We start from the raw sequence: 20,483 nt of genomic DNA on the forward strand, positions 1-20,483 counted from the left end.
CCACGACCTCCCACCGGGGGAAGGCCTGTTAGGCCGGGTAGCCGGTGATCTGCCGAATACTCTGGTACAGCGGTTTGAGCTGGCGGTACATGCGCAGGTAGACCTCCTTGTACAACCGCTCATAGACCTGCTGCGCCTCGGGCTGCGGCATGAACACCTCGCCAACCCGGGTCATGGCCGCGATCGCCGAGGGAAAGTCGGCATGCAGGCCAAGCCCCACCGCGCAGCAGATCGCCGCCCCCAGGCCCGACGCTTCATAGACATGCGGGCGTTCGGCCGGCAAGCCGAAGATATCCGCCGTCAGCTGCATCGCGGCATCGCTCTGCGACCCGCCACCGGCAACGCGCAGGCGCGCAATGGACTGTTTCGAGCGCTTTTCCAGCTTCTCCTTGCCCTGGCGCAAGGCGTAGGCCAGCCCTTCGAGGATCGCCCGATAGATATGCGCGCGGGTATGCACATCGCCAAAGCCGATCATCGCACCCTTGGCTTCCATGCCCGGCTCACGAATCCCTGGCGACCAGTAGGGTTGCAGCATCAGCCCCATGGACCCGGGCGGCACCGCGTTGACCAGGGCGTCGAACAGTTGCTCCGGCTCCAGCCCCTGCTCCTTGGCCTGCTGCATTTCACGCAGCCCGAACTCGTTCTTGAACCAGCTGACCATCCAGTAGCCACGGTAGATCATCACTTCGCAGTTGTATTGGTCCGGCACCGCCGCCGGGTACGGCGGAATCAACGGGACCACTTCCAGATAGCGCGAGCGCGTCATGGTGATGGTCGCGGTGGTGCCATAGGACAGGCACACCGTCGACGCATCGACAACCCCGGCACCCAGCACTTCACAGGCCTTGTCGGCACCCGCTGCGATCAGTGGCACGCCTTCGGGAATGCCGGTATGCCGGCTCGCCTCGGCGCTGATATGGCCCAGGGTTTCGCCGGGTTTGAGCAGCGTCGGCAATTGTTCCGCACGCACCGCCAGCGCCTGCCACTTCCAGTCGGCAGGCGCCGCCCAGCGCAGGCGTTTGAAGTCGAACGGCAGATAGCCCACGCAGCAGCCTACCGAGTCGACGAAACGCCCGCACAAGCGATGGGTGAGAAAGCCCGAGAGCAGCAGGAACTTGTCGGTCGCCGCCCACACCTCGGGCTGCTGCTGGGCAATCCAGTTGGCTTCGGCCTGGGCACGGAAATAATCCACGGTGGCCTGTGCGCCAACCAGTTTGAACAGCCAGCCCCACGGCCCCTTTATTCCACCCTCGACCTCGGCCTGGCGCTGATCGAGCCACAGGATTGCCGGACGCAAGGCCTTGCCCTGGGCATCGACGTTGATCACCGTACCGCGCTGGGTGGTCAGTGACACACCGGCGATTTGCGTACGATCAATCCCGGTCTGCTGCCACAACTGCTGGCAGGCTTCGCCGAGCTTGGCCCAGTAATAGTCCGGCTCTTGCTCGGCCCAACCCGGTTGGGCCGAGGTGTAGGCCTGCAGCTCGATCTTGCCCTTGCCCAGCAGATTGCCCTGCAGGTCGAACAGCAACGCGCGCACGCTCTGGGTGCCATTGTCGATCGCCAGCAAGTAGCGCTTGTTCTTGTTGTTATCCATGGAGCTCTCTTCAATGGGCAGTCAATGCGGGGTGTCCGGCAAGCCATGGTGGCGTTGCCACAACGCCCGATAACGCTGTTCTTCCGCCTGCCAGCGCAGGTCGTCCCAGCCCAGCCGTGGCTGGCACAACTGGCGGATGGCCGGGAGATAGTCCTCCGCGCCCCGGGCCAGTAACAGGCCGATCCGGGTGCGGCGCAGCAGCAGGTCATCAAGGTGCAGGACCAGCTCCGTGTCGCAGGCAAACGCCAGCTCCGCCCACAAGGTATCGCTGCCACCGACACTGGCGCAGCCCAGCTGTTCCAGCAACAGCGCCAGACGTGGCAGATCACGGCCATGGCGTCCGGCCAGGCGACGCCACTGACTGCTGTTGAGCCCCGAAACCGGCAGCGCCGGCAGTGGGGTAAACACCGGGGCGCCGTCATCGCTGACTTCACGCCCGAGCATCTGCGCACAGGCCTTGAGCACTTCGAGCGCCTGGGGCCTGAACGTGGTCAGCTTGCCACCGGCCAGGGTCACGCAGCCGGGCTCAAGCCACAGTACATGCTCACGGGTTTCATTGGACGGGGTGTTCTGCGCTCCGCCGTGGACACTGCCCACCACCGGGCGAACGCCCGACCAGGTCGAGAGGACATCCTCAGCCACCACGTGCGCCTGGGGAAACTGCTGGGCACAGGCCGCCAGCAGGTAGTCGAGTTCCTCGCTGCTGATGCTCGCACTCTGGTCCAGATCCTCCGCGTGATCCAGGTCCGTGGTGCCCACCACCGTGGCGCCTTCCCAAGGAAAGACAAACACCGGCCGGCAATCGCGAGCGTGCAAGAAAGTGATCGCCTGAGCCACCGGCAAACGCCAGCCGGGCAACAGCAGATGACTGCCGCGCAACGGCCGTAGTTGCCGGGGCGCATCGCTCGGGCGCAGGCGCTCGGCCCAGGCACCGGTCGCAACCGCCAACGTTCGGCAGCGCAGCTGCAACGGCTCGCCACCCTCGGCGTCTTCAACCTGCACGCCACAAACCTGGCCGTTTTCACGCAGCAATTGCTTGACCCGCACGCCATTGAGCGCCAGCGCGCCATCGGCCCGCGCTTCAGCCAGCACGCGCAGCACCAGCCGTGCGTCGTCGGTCAACGCATCGACAAAACAGGTGCCCCCCAGCAGCCTGTCCTCCTTTAAACCCGGCGCCAGGTACTGCAGTTGTTGCGCGTCATGAAAGCGATGACTGCGCCGCCCGGCCAGGGCGTCGTACACCGTCAACAGTCCACCCAGCACCCGTGGCCCGGGAAAATCGCCACGGTAATGCGGCATCATGAAACTCGCCGATTCCACCAGCCCCGGCGCTTCGTCGAGCAGGCGCTGGCGTTCGTGCACCGAGTCGCGGGTCAGGCGCCACTGGCCCTTGGCGATGTAGCGCAAGCCGCCATGAACCATCTTCGAAGAACGGCTGGAGGTGCCCCAGGCAAAGTCGCGCTGCTCCAGCAGCAGGCAGCGCCAGCCGCGGCGGGCCGCTTCGCGCAGGATCCCGGCACCGCTGATGCCGCCACCGATGACGATCAGGTCCCAGGTTTCATCCGCCAGGGTCGGCAGCACCTGCTGTCGCCACGCGGCATTCCAGTCCTGGCTCATGCCGTCACTCCTGCAACAGGGTGCCGGGATTGAGGCGCCCGGCCGGATCGAAGTGGCGGCTCAGCGCCTGCAAGGCATCCAGCGCCGGTGCGCCCTTTTCACGCAACAGGTAGGGCGCATGATCCTTGCCCACGCCATGCTGGTGACTGATGGTGCCGTGGTTGTCGACGATGGTCTGGCTGGCCGCCTGCTTGAGCGCCTGCCAGCGCGCCAGGGTGGCCGCATAAGTCGCCGCCGGGCGGAACACATAGGTGGTGTAGATGCTCGACCCTTCGCCATAAACGTGGGACAGGTGGGTAAACACATGCACCCGCTCGCCCTCTGCCGCCAAACCGTCGCGCAGGCTGTTCTCGATGCGATTGAGCAGGTTGTCGACATTGCTCCAGTCGGTGGCGGTTTCCAGGGTGTCGACCACGTAACCGGCGTTCCACAAATTCTCGCGCAGGTAGGGAAAACGGAAGCGGTTCTGCGCCCACTTGTTGCCCAGCAGGGTGCCGGTGAACACCCCGCCAAAGGCCTTCAAGTGTTGCCGGGCCTGCTTCAGCGACAACGCGTTCTGCTGCCGGTTGCCAGTCACGCCGAAGGTCAGCATGCATTTGCCGGCGCCCGCACCGCGCAAGGCCAGGTATTTTTCCAGCCAGGCGATCTGCTGCGGGTGCCCGGCCAGGGCCAGTTGGGTTTCGGTTTCCACGGCATTCGACAGACGCAGCATCGACAGCGGTACGCGCGCCTGGGCCAACTGGCGGATGGCTTGCAGGGCACGCTTCCAGTCGGGCAGGAACACCCCATAGAAACGCTCGTCCGTCGGCAACGGACTGATGCGCACCTTGACCTCGGAAATGATCCCGAAGCGCCCTTCACTGCCCAGCACCACTTCACGCAGATCGGGACCTGCGGCCGAGGCCGGAAAGGTCGCGATCTGCAGAGGACCGGCGAAGGTTTCCAGGGTACCGCCTGCGAACAGGTGCTCGATGCGTCCATAGCGTAGCGATTGCTGGCCGCTGGAACGACTGGCGACCCAGCCACCCAGAGTCGACAGTTCCCACGACTGCGGGAAGTGCCCAAGGGTATAGCCGCGCGCGCGCAACTGGCTTTCCACTTGCGGCCCGGTGGCGCCGGGGCCGAAGGTGGCCAGCAGGCTCTGTTCGTCGAGGTCGAGCAGGCGGTTCATGTGCGCCAGCGACACAGTCAGCACCGGCCGCGCGGACGATGGCGGGTTGATGTGTCCGGCCACCGAAGTACCGCCACCGTAAGGAATCAGGCACAGGTCCTTATCGTGGGCGAGCGCCAGCAACTGGCGGATCTGCTCGACACTCTGCGGGAACGCCACCGCATCGGGATAGGTTCCCAGCGTCCCTTCACGCAACGCCAGCCAGTCGGGCAAGCTCTGGCCACGCGCATGCAACAGACGATCCTGGGCTTCTATGCTGTAGAGCGGATGCGCCGCCAGACGCGAGGCCGGAACCCGCGCCAGTGCTGCCTCCAGCGTGGCGTCGGGCAGCGCGCACCCGCTGCCCACCCGGGCGGCGAGAAACCCCGCGCCCTGGGCTGGCAGTTCGACCACCGTGGTTGCATCTCCCCAGCCGTTCCAGCGTCGCATGCGTGTGTCCTTTTATGGTTCTTATCAGGTAACAGTTCAGGCGCCTATAGTAGCCAGCCACCCGAGCCTGTCACGGTCACATCCGGCCAGCTCGAGTAGCCGATTGAGCCAACCCGCACGCGGCTGCCGCCATTTACTTTAGCGGTGGTTTCAAATTACCTTTCAGGCTGTTTACCTGCGCCTGTCCTGCCTCGATCAAAAGGAACACGATCATGCAATCCCTCGGCTACAGCTCGGTTCCGCCGCTGCTCAAGTACGTGCGTCATGCCGAACAACTGGGCATGGCCATTGAACCGGCATTAGCGGTAGCCGGATTGCACGCCCAACAGCTGAGCGACAACAGCCTGCGGGTGCCGGGCGAAGCCCATGAGCGCCTGCTCGACTACTTTTGCGAGCATTCCGGCGATCCGTTGTTCGGCCTCAACTCGGCGCGATTCGTGCTGCCCAACTCCTGGAACGTGCTGGGCTACATCACCATGAACTGCGCCACCCTGGGCGACGCGATGAATCGCATCATGCCGTTCGAGAAGCTGGTGGGTGACATGGGCGTCAGCCGTGCCGAAGCGCAGGGCGAGCACGTGCACCTGATCTGGACCTGCCGCCACCAACGCCCACGCATCCGCCGCCACCTGGTGGAAAACGTCCTTGGCTCCTGGCTGCAATATGCCCGTTGGATCGCCGACACCCATCTGGCACCTGCTGCCGTGTGGCTCGAACACCCTCAGCCGGCGGACACCGAACGTGCCCAGTACGAACAGTTCTTCGACTGTCCGGTGCTGTTCGACCAGCCCTACTCGGCGCTCATCGTCCCGCTGCCCTACCTGCAACTGCCCTTGCGCCAGGCCGATGCGCAGTTGCTGCGCACGCTGGAAGATCACGCCCAGGGCTTGATGGCCACCCTGGAAGACGCGTCACTGGAGCAACGGGTGAAGAGCATCCTGCGCCAGTTGCTCAAGGAAGGGCTGCCACGCAAGGAACAGGTGGCCGAGCAGTTCGCCGTCTCCGTGCGCACCCTGCAACGCCAGCTGCACCAGGCCAACACCTCCTACCAGCAAATCCTCGATGACCTGCGCCAGGAACTGGCGGAGCACTACCTGCTGCACAGCACCTTGCCGATCCAGGACATCGCCCAGTACCTGGGCTTTACCGAACCGCGTTCGTTCCACCGGACCTTCAAAAGCCGGCGCGGGATGCCACCGGGCGAGTTTCGCCAGACTTACCGGGAGTCGACGAACGAATCGGACCTGTTGAAAGTGAAACAGGGGTAAACCCGCATCCACGTCAAACCTTGACAGCGTGCCCCAGCTGCTAAGCTTGCGATCAGTGGCCAAAGCGTGGCACCTGGAGCAGGCGAAAGGAGAAGCGGGTATGAGTGGAATCACCACCGACGACAAACATCGCCTTGCCCTGATTGACGCACTACGGTGTTTCGCAGCCTTCTGGGTGGTTCTGTTTCACTTGTCCGAGGGCAACCACATCCCCACCCTGCTTGCCGCCATTCCGGGCTGGGTGAAGGTTGCAGTCTTCGATGCCGGCCATTTGGGCGTACCGATATTTTTCGTTCTGAGCGGCATCGTCATGGCGACGACCACCGCTCGCGTGCCAATGAGCACGGTGAACGCCGCAAACTTTGTCGCCCGCCGCCTGGTCCGTCTGGCCCCGCCCTACTATGCCGCCGTTGCCCTGGGCTTGCTGGTGATTGCCACCAAACACCTGCTTGGGCAAAGCACGATCAACATTCCCAGTGCCACTGACGTTCTCGGCCACCTGGCGTTTCTTCAAGGCGTGCTTGGCATCGAAAACATCATTTCGGTGTTCTGGACACTGTGTATCGAGGTGCAGTTTTACATCGCCTTTGCCCTGTTGATCTGGCTGGCCGATCACCTCAGCGGCGGCGAAGCGTTCAAAAGCCGCAACATTCCGATCTGGATCAGCGCAGCATTAGCGCTGCTGTGGCCCACCGGGCTGATTCAGTCGATAGGTTGGCAAGGCGGTTTCATCGGGTTCTGGTTCAGCTTCATGGCCGGCGTGCTGTGCGCGCAAACCCTTTCCGGCACCAGGCAAAGTCGCTATATCGCCATTGGCTACTGCACATTGGTGCTGCTGATCGGCGTTATCAGCAATAACTCGTTTACCCTTGCAGCCGGGCTGACAGGCCTCGGGTTTTGCTTGCTAGTCAATCGTTCCGCCTCGCTGGGTTTTCTGTCCAGCTACCCGGTGCAGAAGATTGGCTTGATTTCCTACAGCCTGTACCTGTTCCATTCACCGGTGACGGGCTCTTTCATGCGCGTATACCGGCACTTCATGCCGACCGGCATTGCCTCGGACCTACTGGCGACGGTGCTGATCATTACGATCTGTATCGCATCCGCAGCCATCGCCTATGTGCTGTTCGAACGCCCCGCCATCGCCTGGAGCCGGCGGATCAAGTTCAAACGTACCAATGCCGTGGTTTTCACCCGGACATGAGTCAATCGGCAATCAAAAGCCCCTGACCCTCTTGGCGCTACGGCGTGGTAAGGGTAATCAGGTATTGACCGCTAGTAACCGGCCTGCCCAGCTTATCGACCAGCGCGTACTGCTGATCGTAGTAGCGGCCCTGGTCTCCACTGTCAGCGACCAGCTTGACCTGCACCGCTGTATTGTCCAGGGCACTGAGCGAAGCCTGTGGCTTTATCTGACGCAGGTGAATACCTGTCCCCCGCGCCAGTGTGGGGCAACCCTCCATTCGCCACCCACTCGATTCGAAGGATGTCGAGCAGGACGACTCGACGATACTGCCGGTAAACCTGATCTCACCCTGCGCCACGGGGGGCGCCGCCTGACTCACGGCGCCAAGGCTGAAGAGTATGGCGGCACTGGCTATCTGTAGCTTTCCGTTCATGCTGAAACGCCTCAAAAAACCCTGCCTTGAGTATCGACACGCGAGGAAGAAGTTTCAGGGCGGCCTGATAGCCAATGACGCGCAATGCCAAGTGCGTCGCAGAATGAAGAATTTAGCTGCACGCTCGCCAGGATCTGCTAGCGCTCCTCGACAAGCGATTAAGGATCGTCTGATACCCGATCGCAAAGGCGCCGCATAAAGTCGGCGCATGCGATTAAAACGTTATCTGCTGCATATCAACCCTTTATTGTCCAACCCCGAGGCAGCCCGGCGGTTGCTGCGGCTGTTCGCCATCGTTTTGTCGATCGGTATCTTGAGTGGCGTCTACAACTTTCTGCTGTTCACGTTCAACAACGACATCTCCCAACGTCGCGGCTACATGAGCAGTGCGATTGCCGAAGCGCATGCATTCTTCACCAACCGCGAAGCCTTGCTGGAAAGCCTGAGCCTGTCAGCCGTGCGCAAGGAGCAACAGGCCAAGCCCTTGGTCTACCTGCCTTCGAGCGAAGAAGTCCACCTGCAGCTGGGTAGCAGCCCGAATAACCAGTGGAGTATCTGGCTGACCCAGCGCATGCGCAGCTACATGCAAGAAAAGCAGGTCAGCCTGTTATACGTCGGTACCGGTACGCAGGCCCAGGTCAGGCGGCTCTTTAACGCGACAGCTCAGGTGCCCGAACTCTCTGCAGCCATGCTTGAACAACTGCATGTACTCAAGAACCGTGCAGCCGCGCCACTGAGCGAGTTGTGGTTGACCGACCACAGTGAGCAACGCTCGCACCTGTACATCTTCATTCGCCTGGACGAACGCGCCCCCGAGTCAGGCTGGCTGGGCCTGGAAATGGATACGCGCGAGGTGTCCAGAGCCTTGAGTGATCAGAGCGCCGGCGCATTCATGATGCTCAATGCCGACGGCATGCAGGTGTTCAGCAACAATCCGCAGGAGAGGCTGAGCCAGACACTGCTCAGCCCACAGGGTGAAAACTTCTTTGGCTTTATCGGCAACGGCTTGTTGCCCGATCACCTGGTGATCCGCAAACACCTGAAATCTTCGGACTGGCAACTGGTGTATTCGATCGACCTGCTGGCGGTGTTGGGCGGTTTGTGGAAGCAACTGCTCGGCTCACTGCTGTTCTGCCTGTTCAGCATCACCCTGATCGTGCTGTTGATGCGCCGTTTCGAACAGCGCCTGATTGCCCCGGCAGTCCACCGTATTGAGGCCTTGATAGAAAGCGAAGCGTTCAGCCGTGACGTCATCGAGACCGCCCCGGTTGCGTTGTGCGTTCTGCGTCGCAGTGACGGCAAGGTGGTACTGGAAAACCATCTAGCCCAACAATGGCTTGGCGCAGGCCTTGAGCGTGATGAGCTGTGTGCCGGCTGGATCCGCAACGCCTTCGACTCGGTCGACGCCGACTGCAGCGATTACGTTGAGACGGCCGATGGTCGCCATCTGTACCTGAGCAGCGTCCCTACCCGCTACAAAGGCGAAGACGTATTGTTCTGTGCCTTCAGCGACATCAGCGCGCGCAAGCAAGTGGAAGCTGCGCTGGAAGACGCGCGGCAATCAGCCGATGCAGCCAACGAGGCCAAGACCCTGTTCCTGGCCACCATGAGCCACGAAATTCGCACCCCTCTCTATGGTGTCCTGGGCACCCTCGAGCTGCTGTCACGTACCCGCCTCGACGCCCAGCAGAAAGACTACCTGCATGCCATCGAAGGCTCTTCGGCAACGCTCCTGCAACTGATCTGCGACGTCCTGGACGTATCGAAGATCGAGGCTGGCCAGTTGGTGCTGGAGGTGAGTGAATTCTCACCACTGGAGTTGGTGCACGAAGTCGTCCAGAGCTATAGCGCCGCTGCCACCAGCAAGGGCCTGCAACTCTATGCCTGTCTCGACCCTCACCTGCCTGAACGATTGATCGGCGATGTCTCGCGGATCCGCCAGATCCTCAACAACCTGCTGAGCAATGCGGTGAAGTTCACCGATTGCGGGCGAGTGGTGCTCAGGGTCCGCTTGCTGCATCGCGAAGGCGAACGCTCAGGGCTGCTGTGGCAAGTGTCGGATACCGGCAAAGGCATTGCCGAGGAGGATCAACCGTACATTTTCGACCCCTTCTACCAGACCGAAGGCAATACCCATGTCATCGCCGGGACCGGATTGGGTCTGCCCATCTGCCAACGTCTGACGCAATTGATGAATGGTCATATGCGCATGGTCAGTGAACCTGGCCTGGGCAGCAGCTTCACCTTGACGCTGCCGCTGGAAGTGGCCTGCGATACAGGTGACACCACCGTACCGCACAGCTTGCTGGCCGAAGTCATCTACGTTGTTTCACCGATACGCGAACTGGCAGAGGCCATCGCCGGCTGGCTGCGGCGCTGGGGTGCCCGAGCGCAGATCGGTTGCCCTGCCGAGACCTGCGCACCCCGTACTCAGGTATTGCTCGAGCTGCACCCAGGCAGCGTCGAGCAACCCCTGCTGCCGGACTGGCCAGGACCACGGATCCTGATCAGCAGCAATGGTTGCAGCGAGCCCCGGCACGAAGACGGAATCTGGTACGTCAATCTCAACCACCTGAACGCCATTCACCAGGCCGTCAGCCAGGCCCAAGGGCTGAGGGTTACCACAGGCGATGAGCACACAAAGCTGCAGGAGATGCGACGGCTTGACCTGCACGTACTGGTCGCTGAAGACAACATCATCAACCAACTGATTCTCAGGGATCAGCTTGAAGAGCTCGGTTGTACCGTCGTGCTGGCCAGCGATGGTGATGAAGCCTTGCAGCACTGGGAGCCTGGCCAGTTCGACATGATCCTGAGCGATGTGAACATGCCCCGCATGAATGGTTATGCGCTAACCAGAGAACTGCGTCGGCAAGGGTGCTCGGTGCCAATTATTGGCGCGACGGCCAATGCCATGCGCGGCGAAGAAGATCTGTGCATGGCCGCTGGCATGAACGGCTGCCTGGTCAAACCTTTTACGTTGCAAACCCTGCTCAACTGCCTGGCGCCTTATCAAAGGAAGCACCCGTGAAGCCCTTTAACATTCTGATTGTCGAAGACCACCCATTCCAGCGGATGTACCTGCAGCACCTGTTAAGCGAACTGGGTGACTTCAATCTGGAATGCGCACGGGACGGCAACGAGGCGCTTGAGCGCCTGCAACAGCGTGACTTCGACTTTGTCCTGACCGACCTGTTGATGCCCGGCATGGACGGAGTGCAGTTCATCCAGCGTCTGGCCGGGCTGCGCTGCAAGCCCGATCTGGCGATCATGAGCGCCGCCTCCCGGCGTATGCTAATGGCAGCCAGCCTGGTCGCGAAAAACCTCGGTGTCGAGGTGATCGGATTGATCTCCAAGCCAGTCTCGCCTGGCGCTTTGCGTAGCGTGACCGAGCAACTGCGGCGCAAGCATCAGGTCGCTGCGCAAGCCGCTGCCGCCCCGGTCGCCGAGTTTGACCGCCAGACCGTATTGCAGGCCCTTAACAACCGTGCTTTTCAGGCCTGGTTCCAGCCCAAGAAGTCGTTGCACAACGGTCGTATCGTCGCTGCCGAAGCCCTGGTGCGCTGGATGCATCCTGAACAGGGGGTGTTATTGCCCGGCTCGTTCCTGCCTGCGCTGAAAGCTTTTGGTTTGGAGGAGCGCTTGTTGTGGCTGATGCTCAAACAGGCCATGGACGCCCAGGCCCGCTGGCGCGAACAGGGCTATGACATTCCGGTGTCGATCAATTTACCCACCCACCTGCTCAACAGCCACGACCTGGCAGACCGCCTGCTGGAGTTTGTCCTCCATCATAAGGGGATCCCCGCAAAGCTCTGCTTCGAATTGATGGAGTGCTCCACTCCAGAAGACATCAGCAACTTCTACGCCGGGGCCTGTCGCTTGCGCATCAAGGGGTTCGGCCTGTCTCAGGATGATTTCGGCCAGGGTTACAGCTCTTACATGAACCTGGTGTCAGCGCCGTTCACTGAACTGAAGATAGACCGCGCACTGGTTCAGGGTTGCCATGAAAACGAAAACATGACCTCGGCCCTGACGAGTATTGTCGCCCTGGGCCGCAAGCTCGGCCTGATCGTGGTGGCCGAAGGCGTGGAAACCTCCCAGGAGCTTGCCCTTTTACGCAAGATCGACTGCGATCAAGCCCAGGGCTTCCTGATATCCCATGCGGTGTCGTCGGATCAGTTCCAGCAACTCTTGAACCTTGATGGGGCGGCAAGCCTTTATTGATCCATCCCAGCAACCCTCGACCGCAATCAGGGGTAAAATTCGTCAGATATCGATATTTTGCGGCTCTGCGGACACTGTTCATGAACAACGACAACGCCCCACTGGAAAACCTCACCCGCAGTTCATTGCGCCTGAACACGGGGGTGATGATTCTGCTGGGACTGGCGTTGTTGCTGGTCGGCACCAGTTTCTGGTCGTTCCAGCGCCTGATCGAAGAGAACCATGACACCGTACGCTTTCATTTTGCCAGCTTGCTGGAGAACATCCAGGAGCAGGAAGCTTTTCTGCAAACGCTGATCGAGCAGAACCCATTGCTCAATGATGGCGGCCCTCGAGTGCATGCGCTTGCCCCTCTACCGAATGAGGGGCCGAATATTTATCAAGGGCAGGCGTTTTCGTTCTCGATGCCCTTCAGCGTCAAACTCGATAAGCACAAAGCTGTTGATCCCGCCCCCTCGAAGGTCCTTGAGCTAGGCGCTAACCTGGCCGACCTCTACAGCACATTCTGGGCCGCCTCCCCCTACCCGTCACCGCAAGTGTTTCTATTCGGTCCAAACGACGCCTACGACATTACCGTACCCGCCGCCGGACGCGGGCGCGGCAAGGCGATGAAAAATTTCACCGAAGTGCTCAGCACCGTCCATGCTCGTATACCTTCAGACAGCCAGCCCCCACTGAACAACGGGATCGTTTGGCAAAGTTATGTCGAGACGCCCGACCGCTCGACACCCGCATGCGTACTGGCATATATCAGCCTCCAGCTCACACCTGATCAGCCGCACGAAAAGGGAGAAGAATCCCGTCTTACAGTGGCCTCACTGCTTGACCTGTCCCGGATAAATGACTTTGAACGCATCATGGACTGGTTGGTGTATGACCGTTTCACATTGATTGCACCGACCGGGGAAGCACTGATTGGCATCGTGCGCCCCGAGTCGCCCTTGCACGAGGGCGTGAACCTCAAGCCCGAAGGGCTGGTGTTCAAGCTGGTCAATCACCACGGTCCCGGCTGGGCAGCCATCTACACCATCAGTTACAAGAGTTTCTTCCGCTATGCATTCTGGCCACTGACCAGTTTGCTGCTTTCGTTCCTGGCTATCATCGGTCTGGGCTGGCTGGCCAGCCGCTGGTACAAGAAACAGGTGGTCCTCCCTGCACGCCAGGCGCACGAAAGCATCGCCGAGAGCGAGGCGTTCAGCCGCGTGGTGATCGACACCGCACCGACCGGATTGTGCGTGGTACGCCGCGCGGACCAGCAGATACTGGTGGAAAACCAGCGCGCCCAGCAATGGCGAGGCACCACCGCGCTAATCAAAACCCTGAATCAGCAACAAGACAACACTAATGTCGGGGAGCACAACCTGGAGATCGACGGCCGTCACCTGCAGGTCGGCTTCGTCGCTACCCGTTATCAGGGCCAGGACGTACGGCTGTACGCCTTCAATGACGTTACCCGGCATATCGAAGATGCCCAAGCACTGGAACAAGCACGGCGCGCCGCCGATGCCGCCAACGAAGCCAAAACCCTGTTCCTGGCTACCATGAGTCATGAAATCCGCACCCCGCTGTACGGGGTGCTGGGGACCCTGGAGCTGCTTGGCCTGACTTCTCTGGAACCACGCCAGCAAGCCTACCTGAACACCATCCAGCGCTCCTCCGCGACCCTGTTCCAATTGATCAGCGATGTGCTGGATGTCTCCAAGATCGAGTCCGGGCAGATGGCCATCGAGCCAGTCGAATTCTGCCTGCTGGACATGCTCGAAGACACTTTGCATACCTATGCAGCCTTTGCCGAGCACAAGGGTTTGCAGCTTTACGCCTGCACGGATGCCCAACTGCCCAACAAAGTGTTCGGCGATCCCATGCGGATTCGCCAGATCCTCAATAACCTGTTGAGCAATGCCATCAAGTTCACCGACACCGGTCGGGTGGTGTTGCGTACCCGCGTGCTGGAGCATGCGCAGGGTAAGGTCAGTCTCGAATGGCAGATCACCGATACCGGCATCGGTATCAGCGAAGCGCAGCAGGCCAAGCTGTTCGAGCTGTTCTATCAGGTCAAGGATGCGTCCAGTGAAGGCGGTGCGGGGTTAGGCTTGCCAATCTGCTGGTGGCTTAGTGAATTGATGGGCGGGCAGCTGAAAGTGGTCAGCGAGCCGGGGCTGGGCAGCAGCTTTTCCCTGAAGATGACCTTGTCGGTGATGCCCGGCGAACTGCCCGACTGCCCCGCCATCGAGCGCAATCCGACGCCAGTGTATGTGCGTGCCCCTCTACCGGAACTGGCGCAAAGTTATTGCGACTGGCTGCAGCGTCTAGGCCTAGCAGCGACCCCGACAGTCTCCCCACAAGCATCTGGCAACCCAGAGGCGCTGCTGGTCGAAGTGCTTGCCAACACCCCTGAATTGCCTTGGCACGGGCCACGGATCTACTGCATCAGCGGTGGACGTAACCCCGCCGAGCACCTTGATGACCACTGGGAAGTCGACATGCACGACGTACGTGCGGTAGCTCAGGCCGTAGCGCTGGCCCGCCAAGGTGTTTCCAGGCAAGCCAGTGAAAACTGCGCCGCGCAAAGCGTGGGCTTGCAATTGCATATCCTGGTAGCCGAAGACAACCCGATCAACCAGGCCATCCTCAAGGAGCAGCTCGAGGCACTGGGGTGCAGTGCCGTAGTCGTGAGCAACGGCGAACAGGCCTTGCACCTGTGGCAACCGGAGGTCTTCGACCTGGTGCTCACCGACGTCAACATGCCGGTCATGAACGGCTATGAACTGACCAAGGCACTGCGTGCTCACGACAGCCAGTTGCCGATCATCGGTGTTACTGCCAATGCGATGCGCGAAGAAGGCTTACGTTGTATGGAAGTGGGTATGAATGCCTGGATCGTCAAACCCCTGAGCCTGCAATCCTTAAGGGCGCACCTGATCAAGCTGTGTGAACCCACGCTACACAGCGGGCCGCCACCTATCGACGGCGAAACCCTGAGCACGTCGCTCAGCGCAACGCCCAGTGACAGTATAAAACTGTCCCCGGCAATGCGACCGCTGTTCATCAGTACCATGCAAGAGGACATCGAACTGATCAGCCGCGCCCTCGAACAGCAAGACGCCAGTACCCTTGCTGAACGCCTGCACAGCATGGCCGGCGCGCTCGGTGCGGTCCAGGCTAGCAGCCTGGCCAACCACTGTATCAATCTGGAAGAGCAGTTGCGCATCGCAAGGCTTGATGTAGTCCTGACGCAGCAAATACAGCTGGTATTGAAACGTCTTGCGACAATCCTGAGCGCCCTCGCGTAAAATCAACACACCACTACGTACAACCGTATGGACACCCCTTCGCACCGGTATAACGGGCCGTATTTATGGAAAAACTCAAGGTCATCATCGCTGACGATCACCCCATCGTCCTTCTCGGCGTACGCGAGCTGGTCGAGCGCGACCCACGCTTTTGTGTAGTTGGCGATGCCGTGTGCTCGAAGGGTCTGATCGAATTGCTTGAGCAGCAAGCGGTCGACATTGTTATCACCGACTACAACATGCCTGCTGACTCACCCTATGGTGACGGGCTCAAGCTGGTCGATTACCTCAAGCGTCATTATCCCCATGTACAGATTCTGATCTTGACCATGATCTCCAATCAACTGATTCTCACTCGTCTGCAGGAACTGGGAGTTGTCGGCGTCATACAGAAGAACCAATTACACACAGAGATCGAACTGGCGCTCAATGCCATTGCCCGCCAAGGGATATATCGCAGCCTCGAGCCTGCAAAAACATCGGTGATTGACTCCAATACCGCCATGGACGAACGGATGGCCAGTTTATCGCCGAAAGAATTTGAAATACTGCGGCTGTTTGTTTCAGGAAAAAGTGTTAGCGATATTGCCCGCAGCCAGAACAGAAGTGCAAAAACCATCAGCGCACAAAAAATATCGGCCATGCGAAAACTTGAAGTCACCAGTGACCAGGATCTGCTGGCCTATTGCCTGGAACGCAGCATTTTCAACTAACCGTCTAAACAAACCGAGTTCATTAATTCTATTAAGAATCGTCTGATGTCCGTGCCTTGCCTCGCCGACTATCGTGGCAGGGCATTTCCATGCAGTACTTTTCCAACCAGCACTAATGGACATCAACATGAAAAACATTTCCCTGGCGGCCCTCGCCCTTTCCGTGATCGCGGCCTCCGGTAGCGTCTTTGCAGAAGATCCCGTCGGTCCCGTCAAAGGTGGCAGCGGCAAGATCAGCTTTACCGGTCTGATCAACAACGATGCCTGTTCCATTGATGGCGCCAACAACGACCGCGTGATCGCCATTGACATGGGCAACGTTTCGGTCAAGGACATGGGCACCGCCGAAAGCCCGGCCTCGGGCCGTGTCACCGGTAAAGGCATTGACCTCAACGTCAACTGCAACCTCGGCACCAAGGTCTCGATGATTTTTGACGCCAATAGCGGCGGCTCGGGCCTGGTGACCGGCAAGAAAGTCCTGGCCCTGACCAAAGGTACCGGCACCGCCAAAAACGTCGGTATCGCCCTGCTCGACAGCGATGGCAAGCTGATCGACCTGAGCTCGAAAGCCTCCGCCAAAATCCAGAGCGACATGCACGGTGACGGTGCTGCTGGTGGCGACGCCATCCTGAGCTTCTCCGCCGCCTACGTCACTACCGGTGAAGCTGGCACAGCTACTGCCGGTCGTGGTGATGCCACCCTGCCGTTCATCCTGCAATACGAATAACTCGAACGTCAGGATTCTACGCGCGCGAGGCGTCCCAGCCTCGCCCTCCAAGATCGAGCCGAAGGGTAAATACCATGTTGCTTCGTACTCTCCCCGCCTGTCTGGGCTTGATGGGCCTGCTCGCAACTGCCCAGGCCACGGCCAGCATTTCATTGAGCACTACCCGGGTGATATTCGATGGTGCTCATAAAGAAGCCAATATCACCGTACGCAACGGTAACCAGGATGTATTGATTCAATCCTGGGTCGACCATAGCGACGAAAAAGCAGGCACGGTCCCCTTTGCAGTGACACCACCGTTGACCCGGATACTGGCCAGGGAACAGCAACTCCTGCGTATTCTCTACGAGGGTACCGGATTGCCCACGGACAAGGAGTCGGTGCTCTGGCTCAATGTCCAGGAAATCCCACAGGCCAGTACCAATGCCAACACGTTGCAATTGGCCGTACGCCAGCGCATCAAGATTTTCTTTCGTCCGGCCAAGCTGCCCGGCGATGCATTAATGGCACCGTCACAACTACAGTGGAGCGTATTTCAGCGCGGTGGAAAAGCTGAACTTAGCGTGAACAATCCAAGCCTTTATCACGTATCGATGGCCGATGTAACCGTTCAGGACGGACCCCGCAAGGAACTGGCCGTCGATTCGACCATGGTTGCACCGGGTGAAGTAAGAACATTTGAGCTCAATGCCGTATCGGCAACTAAACCGCTACAGCTGACGTTCAAGAGCATCAATGACTATGGCGCACAGAACCAGTACAGGTCCACCTTGACCGGCACCAGGTCCAGCAGCGCCAAGCTCGTCGACTTCATTCCTACACCCTGAACGCGATCAAAAACCTCACGCATGCCGAGCGCATGCGCGACTTCGCCGTGCCCGGCTTAAATCCCGGGAGATGATAAAGGTTCATTAGCATGTCTTTTTCTTCCAACTACAGGCCCACACCTGGGGCAGGAAAACGTGCGCGCGCGTTATCTCACGGCGCGATACTCAAGCCATGGGGGCCCAGCGCCTTATCCCTGGCCATCTGTGCAGCGTTACCCGGCCTGGCACTAGCAGCGCACACCCCTGCCGATAGCGTTGACCCACAACTGCTGGCCTTCAACACCACCTTCCTGCAAGGCACACACTCGGACCTCGATTTACAACTGCTGCTGTCCGCCAACAGTGTGCTGCCAGGCAATTATCGAGTCGACCTGTACAGTAACGAGGTGTTGGTCGGTCGGCGCGATATCGAGTTCAGTCGCAACCCCGTGAGCGGACGCGTAGAACCCTGCCTGACCCTCGACCTGCTCAAACAATTGGGCATCGACATGACCAGACTGCAAGCACGGGGCAAGTTCGATCCCGACGTCCCACAGGCGTGTTACGACCTGCCGGCAATGATCGATCAGGCCACCCTGCGCTACGATGCCAGCCGTCTGCGTCTGGCCGCCAGCGTGCCGCAGGTGGCAATGCAACGCGGCCTGCGCGGCTATGTCGACCCGCAATTATGGGACGAAGGTATCTCCGCGGGCTTCATCAACTACCAATTCAACAGCAGCCGCAGCGCCGGTGATGCCGATACTCGTTTCGCCAACAACGTTGGCCTGCGTAACGGTATCAACCTGGGCGCATGGCGGCTGCGTAATGAGTCCAACTACAGCAGTAGCACTGGGCAACCGAGCACGTTCAAAAGCAACCGCAGCTACCTGCAGCATGACGTCACGGCACTCAAGGGCCAATTCAGTGCAGGCGATATCTTCTCCGATACCGACCTGTTCGACAGCGTGCGCTACCGCGGCTTGAAACTGGCATCCGACGAAGGCATGCGCGCCGACAGCGAGCGTGGTTACGCTCCGATCATCCGTGGCGTAGCGCAATCCAATGCCACCGTGGAGATCCGCCAGAATAACTACATTCTCTACACCACCAACGTGCCACCTGGGCCGTTCGAGATCAGCGACATCTACCCCAGCGGCTCGAACGGTGATCTGGAAATCACCATCATCGAAGCAGACGGACGCCGGCGGGTAAGCCAGCAGGCATTTTCCAGCTTGCCAATCATGGTGCGTGAAGGTCAGGTCAAGTACAGCCTCTCGGCCGGTCAATTCAACAGCAACACCGAGGGCCTGGCCACGCCGAAGATGCTCAGCGGCACGCTGGCCTACGGAATCAACAGCAACCTGACCGGCATCATCGGCGTGCAGGCCAGCGACAACTACAAGGCCCTGGCCCTGGGCGCGGGCCGCAACACCGCATTGGGTGCGGTGTCAGTCGATCTCACCCGTTCTTCAAGCCAGGCCCAGGGACAGACTACCCAGGGCAACAGCTTGCGCGCCTTGTATGCGAAGACTTTTACCGGCACCGACACCAACTTCACCCTGGCGGCTTACCGCTATTCGACTGAGGGCTACCGAACGCTGAGCGACCATGTCCAGGATCTGAGCGACGGAACGATCAAACGCAGCGGCCACTCCAAAACCCGCACCGACCTGACCATCAACCAGAGCCTGGGACGCAATCGCGAATTGGGCAGCCTCTATCTCAATGCCAGCGACCAGCGTTACTGGAACCGTGGCGGCACCCAGAGTGCTTCTGCCGGTTACAGCAACAATTGGGGCGAGGTCAGCTACAACATCGACGTGACCCGCAGCAAAGACCTGGGCAACAGCGGCTACGCAAACAATGACACTCAGTTCAACCTGTCAGTGTCTTTCCCCCTGGGCAGCCGCTCACGCGCACCACGGGCCTTCGTCACCACCAGCACGCAGAAAGGTGACAACAGCACCCAGGTCGGCATCAATGGTTACCTGTCGGAAACCAGCGACACGTTCTATTCCGTGCAGGGCGGCAACAGCAGCACCAGCGGCAGTTCGGCATCGGCCAGCCTGAGCACTCGCACATCGGTGGCCGACATCAGTCTGGGCTACAGCCAGGGCCGCGGTTATGACTCGCAGAATCTCAACATCGCCGGTTCCGTGGTCGCCCACCAGGGTGGCATCAACCTGGGCCAGTCGGTCGGTGAAACCTTTGCCCTGGCCGAAGTGCCGGGAGTGCGTGGCGCCAGGATCAGCAGCTACAGCGGTGTCGAAACCGGTCGCAACGGCTATGCGGTGGTCCCCAGCGCCCAGCCTTACCGGGTCAACTGGATCAGCCTGGATACCCGTGAACTGGGCGGCGACATCGACATCGACAACGCCACCCAGCAATTGGTACCGCGCCGCGGTGCTATCGTCGTCGCCCGTTACACAGGTAAAACCGGGCGCAGGGTGCAGTTCGAACTATTCGATGCGCAAAATCAGGTAATTCCCTTCGGCGCTTCAGTAGAGGACGCCGACGGCAAGCAGCTGGCAATTTCCGATCCGAACGGCAAGGCCTTGGCCCTGGTGGAGCAAGATCAAGGCACTTTGACGATCAAATGGGGTAATCAGCAGTGCTTGGCCTCTTATGCACTGGCAGAGCGGAACAAAGTGTTGAATTATGAGCGGCAGAAATTGGTGTGCACACCTTGAGTTTAAGAATTTAATTGTGCTGGTCTGGTAATTAATACATTGCCGCTAGTAGTTTTCACTCAGACAAATAGCGACACTGGGCCGACTTGGCAATGGGTCTTATCCAATAGGCCCAAAAAATAACAATACCAAATTTCCCTCCGACTCGTTAGGCCAGATGAAGTCCAAGTCACTCAGTGTCGTTTCAGGTCACTTATCACAAACCATCAAAATGGTAAGCCGCAACCTTCGGCCATACCGCTGCCAGTGAGCGTCATACCGTTCCACTGAACGCACGCTATTACCGAACAGTTTCAACCAGAAGAAATGGAAAGGGGATAGGGAAGCGGGGC

Annotated in this window: 13 protein-coding genes; 9 read left to right on the forward strand and 4 right to left on the reverse strand. The window is 59.9% G+C overall.

Going from position 1 to position 20,483, the window contains the following annotated elements; translation table 11 throughout:
- Window positions 1-28 precede the first annotated feature (28 nt).
- Genes NPS47_RS20725 through NPS47_RS20735 form a run of 3 tightly spaced genes read right to left on the reverse strand, consistent with a single transcriptional unit; the run spans window position 29 to window position 4,814 of the window.
- On the reverse strand, window positions 29-1,597 hold the full coding sequence (locus NPS47_RS20725; protein ID WP_274296639.1) for an FGGY-family carbohydrate kinase: 1,569 nt from the start codon (window positions 1,595-1,597) through the stop codon (window positions 29-31).
- A gap of 21 nt (window positions 1,598-1,618) precedes the next feature.
- Window positions 1,619-3,214: a glycerol-3-phosphate dehydrogenase/oxidase gene (locus NPS47_RS20730; protein ID WP_274296640.1), complete on the reverse strand. Its 1,596-nt coding sequence runs from the start codon at window positions 3,212-3,214 to the stop codon at window positions 1,619-1,621.
- A gap of 4 nt (window positions 3,215-3,218) precedes the next feature.
- On the reverse strand, window positions 3,219-4,814 hold the full coding sequence (locus NPS47_RS20735) for an FAD-binding oxidoreductase (RefSeq protein ID WP_274296641.1): 1,596 nt from the start codon (window positions 4,812-4,814) through the stop codon (window positions 3,219-3,221).
- A gap of 212 nt (window positions 4,815-5,026) precedes the next feature.
- Here NPS47_RS20735 and NPS47_RS20740 point away from each other — a divergent pair, with 212 nt between their 5' ends.
- On the forward strand, window positions 5,027-6,082 hold the full coding sequence (locus tag NPS47_RS20740) for an AraC family transcriptional regulator (protein ID WP_274296642.1): 1,056 nt from the start codon (window positions 5,027-5,029) through the stop codon (window positions 6,080-6,082).
- Window positions 6,083-6,137: 55 nt separating this feature from the next.
- Window positions 6,138-7,283: an acyltransferase family protein gene (locus tag NPS47_RS20745; RefSeq protein WP_274296643.1), complete on the forward strand. Its 1,146-nt coding sequence runs from the start codon at window positions 6,138-6,140 to the stop codon at window positions 7,281-7,283.
- A gap of 37 nt (window positions 7,284-7,320) precedes the next feature.
- Here NPS47_RS20745 and NPS47_RS20750 read toward each other — a convergent pair whose 3' ends face one another.
- A complete protein-coding gene (locus NPS47_RS20750; RefSeq protein ID WP_274296644.1) occupies window positions 7,321-7,698 on the reverse strand; it encodes a type 1 fimbrial protein in 378 nt (125 codons plus the stop codon).
- Between the two features lie 208 nt (window positions 7,699-7,906).
- Between NPS47_RS20750 and NPS47_RS20755 the strand changes: the two genes are divergently transcribed.
- The 7 genes from NPS47_RS20755 (at window position 7,907) to NPS47_RS20785 (ending at window position 20,151) form a co-directional block, all read left to right on the forward strand.
- Entirely contained in the window at window positions 7,907-10,729 is a 2,823-nt protein-coding gene (locus NPS47_RS20755; RefSeq protein ID WP_274296645.1) for an ATP-binding protein, read from the forward strand.
- Complete coding sequence (locus NPS47_RS20760) at window positions 10,726-11,922, forward strand: EAL domain-containing response regulator (RefSeq protein WP_274296646.1); 1,197 nt, start codon at window positions 10,726-10,728, stop codon at window positions 11,920-11,922. Before NPS47_RS20755 ends, NPS47_RS20760 begins: the two co-directional genes overlap by 4 nt.
- A gap of 80 nt (window positions 11,923-12,002) precedes the next feature.
- Window positions 12,003-15,215, forward strand: a complete 3,213-nt coding sequence (locus NPS47_RS20765) for a hybrid sensor histidine kinase/response regulator (RefSeq protein WP_274296647.1) — start codon at window positions 12,003-12,005, stop codon at window positions 15,213-15,215.
- Between the two features lie 65 nt (window positions 15,216-15,280).
- Window positions 15,281-15,928, forward strand: a complete 648-nt coding sequence (locus tag NPS47_RS20770) for a response regulator (RefSeq protein WP_274296648.1) — start codon at window positions 15,281-15,283, stop codon at window positions 15,926-15,928.
- 127 nt (window positions 15,929-16,055) lie between these two features.
- Window positions 16,056-16,655 (forward strand): fimbrial protein, encoded by a 600-nt coding sequence (locus NPS47_RS20775; protein WP_274296649.1) that lies wholly within the window; start codon window positions 16,056-16,058, stop codon window positions 16,653-16,655.
- Between the two features lie 74 nt (window positions 16,656-16,729).
- A complete protein-coding gene (locus NPS47_RS20780) occupies window positions 16,730-17,482 on the forward strand; it encodes a fimbrial biogenesis chaperone (RefSeq protein ID WP_274296650.1) in 753 nt (250 codons plus the stop codon).
- Window positions 17,483-17,571: 89 nt separating this feature from the next.
- Window positions 17,572-20,151: a fimbria/pilus outer membrane usher protein gene (locus NPS47_RS20785; protein WP_274296651.1), complete on the forward strand. Its 2,580-nt coding sequence runs from the start codon at window positions 17,572-17,574 to the stop codon at window positions 20,149-20,151.
- Window positions 20,152-20,483: the final 332 nt, after the last annotated feature.

Origin of the sequence: Pseudomonas putida (genome assembly GCF_028682475.1) — a bacterium.
GTDB classification, from domain to species: Bacteria; Pseudomonadota; Gammaproteobacteria; order Pseudomonadales; family Pseudomonadaceae; genus Aquipseudomonas; species Aquipseudomonas putida_AG.

Coding starts and splice junctions, on each gene's coding strand:
- NPS47_RS20725 (WP_274296639.1), bottom strand. CDS start 1,597: ATGGATAACAACAAGAACAAGCGCTACTTGCTGGCGATCGACAATGGC.
- NPS47_RS20730 (WP_274296640.1), bottom strand. CDS start 3,214: ATGAGCCAGGACTGGAATGCCGCGTGGCGACAGCAGGTGCTGCCGACC.
- NPS47_RS20735 (WP_274296641.1), bottom strand. CDS start 4,814: ATGCGACGCTGGAACGGCTGGGGAGATGCAACCACGGTGGTCGAACTG.
- NPS47_RS20740 (WP_274296642.1), top strand. CDS start 5,027: ATGCAATCCCTCGGCTACAGCTCGGTTCCGCCGCTGCTCAAGTACGTG.
- NPS47_RS20750 (WP_274296644.1), bottom strand. CDS start 7,698: ATGAACGGAAAGCTACAGATAGCCAGTGCCGCCATACTCTTCAGCCTT.
- NPS47_RS20755 (WP_274296645.1), top strand. CDS start 7,907: ATGCGATTAAAACGTTATCTGCTGCATATCAACCCTTTATTGTCCAAC.
- NPS47_RS20765 (WP_274296647.1), top strand. CDS start 12,003: ATGAACAACGACAACGCCCCACTGGAAAACCTCACCCGCAGTTCATTG.
- NPS47_RS20770 (WP_274296648.1), top strand. CDS start 15,281: ATGGAAAAACTCAAGGTCATCATCGCTGACGATCACCCCATCGTCCTT.
- NPS47_RS20775 (WP_274296649.1), top strand. CDS start 16,056: ATGAAAAACATTTCCCTGGCGGCCCTCGCCCTTTCCGTGATCGCGGCC.
- NPS47_RS20780 (WP_274296650.1), top strand. CDS start 16,730: ATGTTGCTTCGTACTCTCCCCGCCTGTCTGGGCTTGATGGGCCTGCTC.
- NPS47_RS20785 (WP_274296651.1), top strand. CDS start 17,572: ATGTCTTTTTCTTCCAACTACAGGCCCACACCTGGGGCAGGAAAACGT.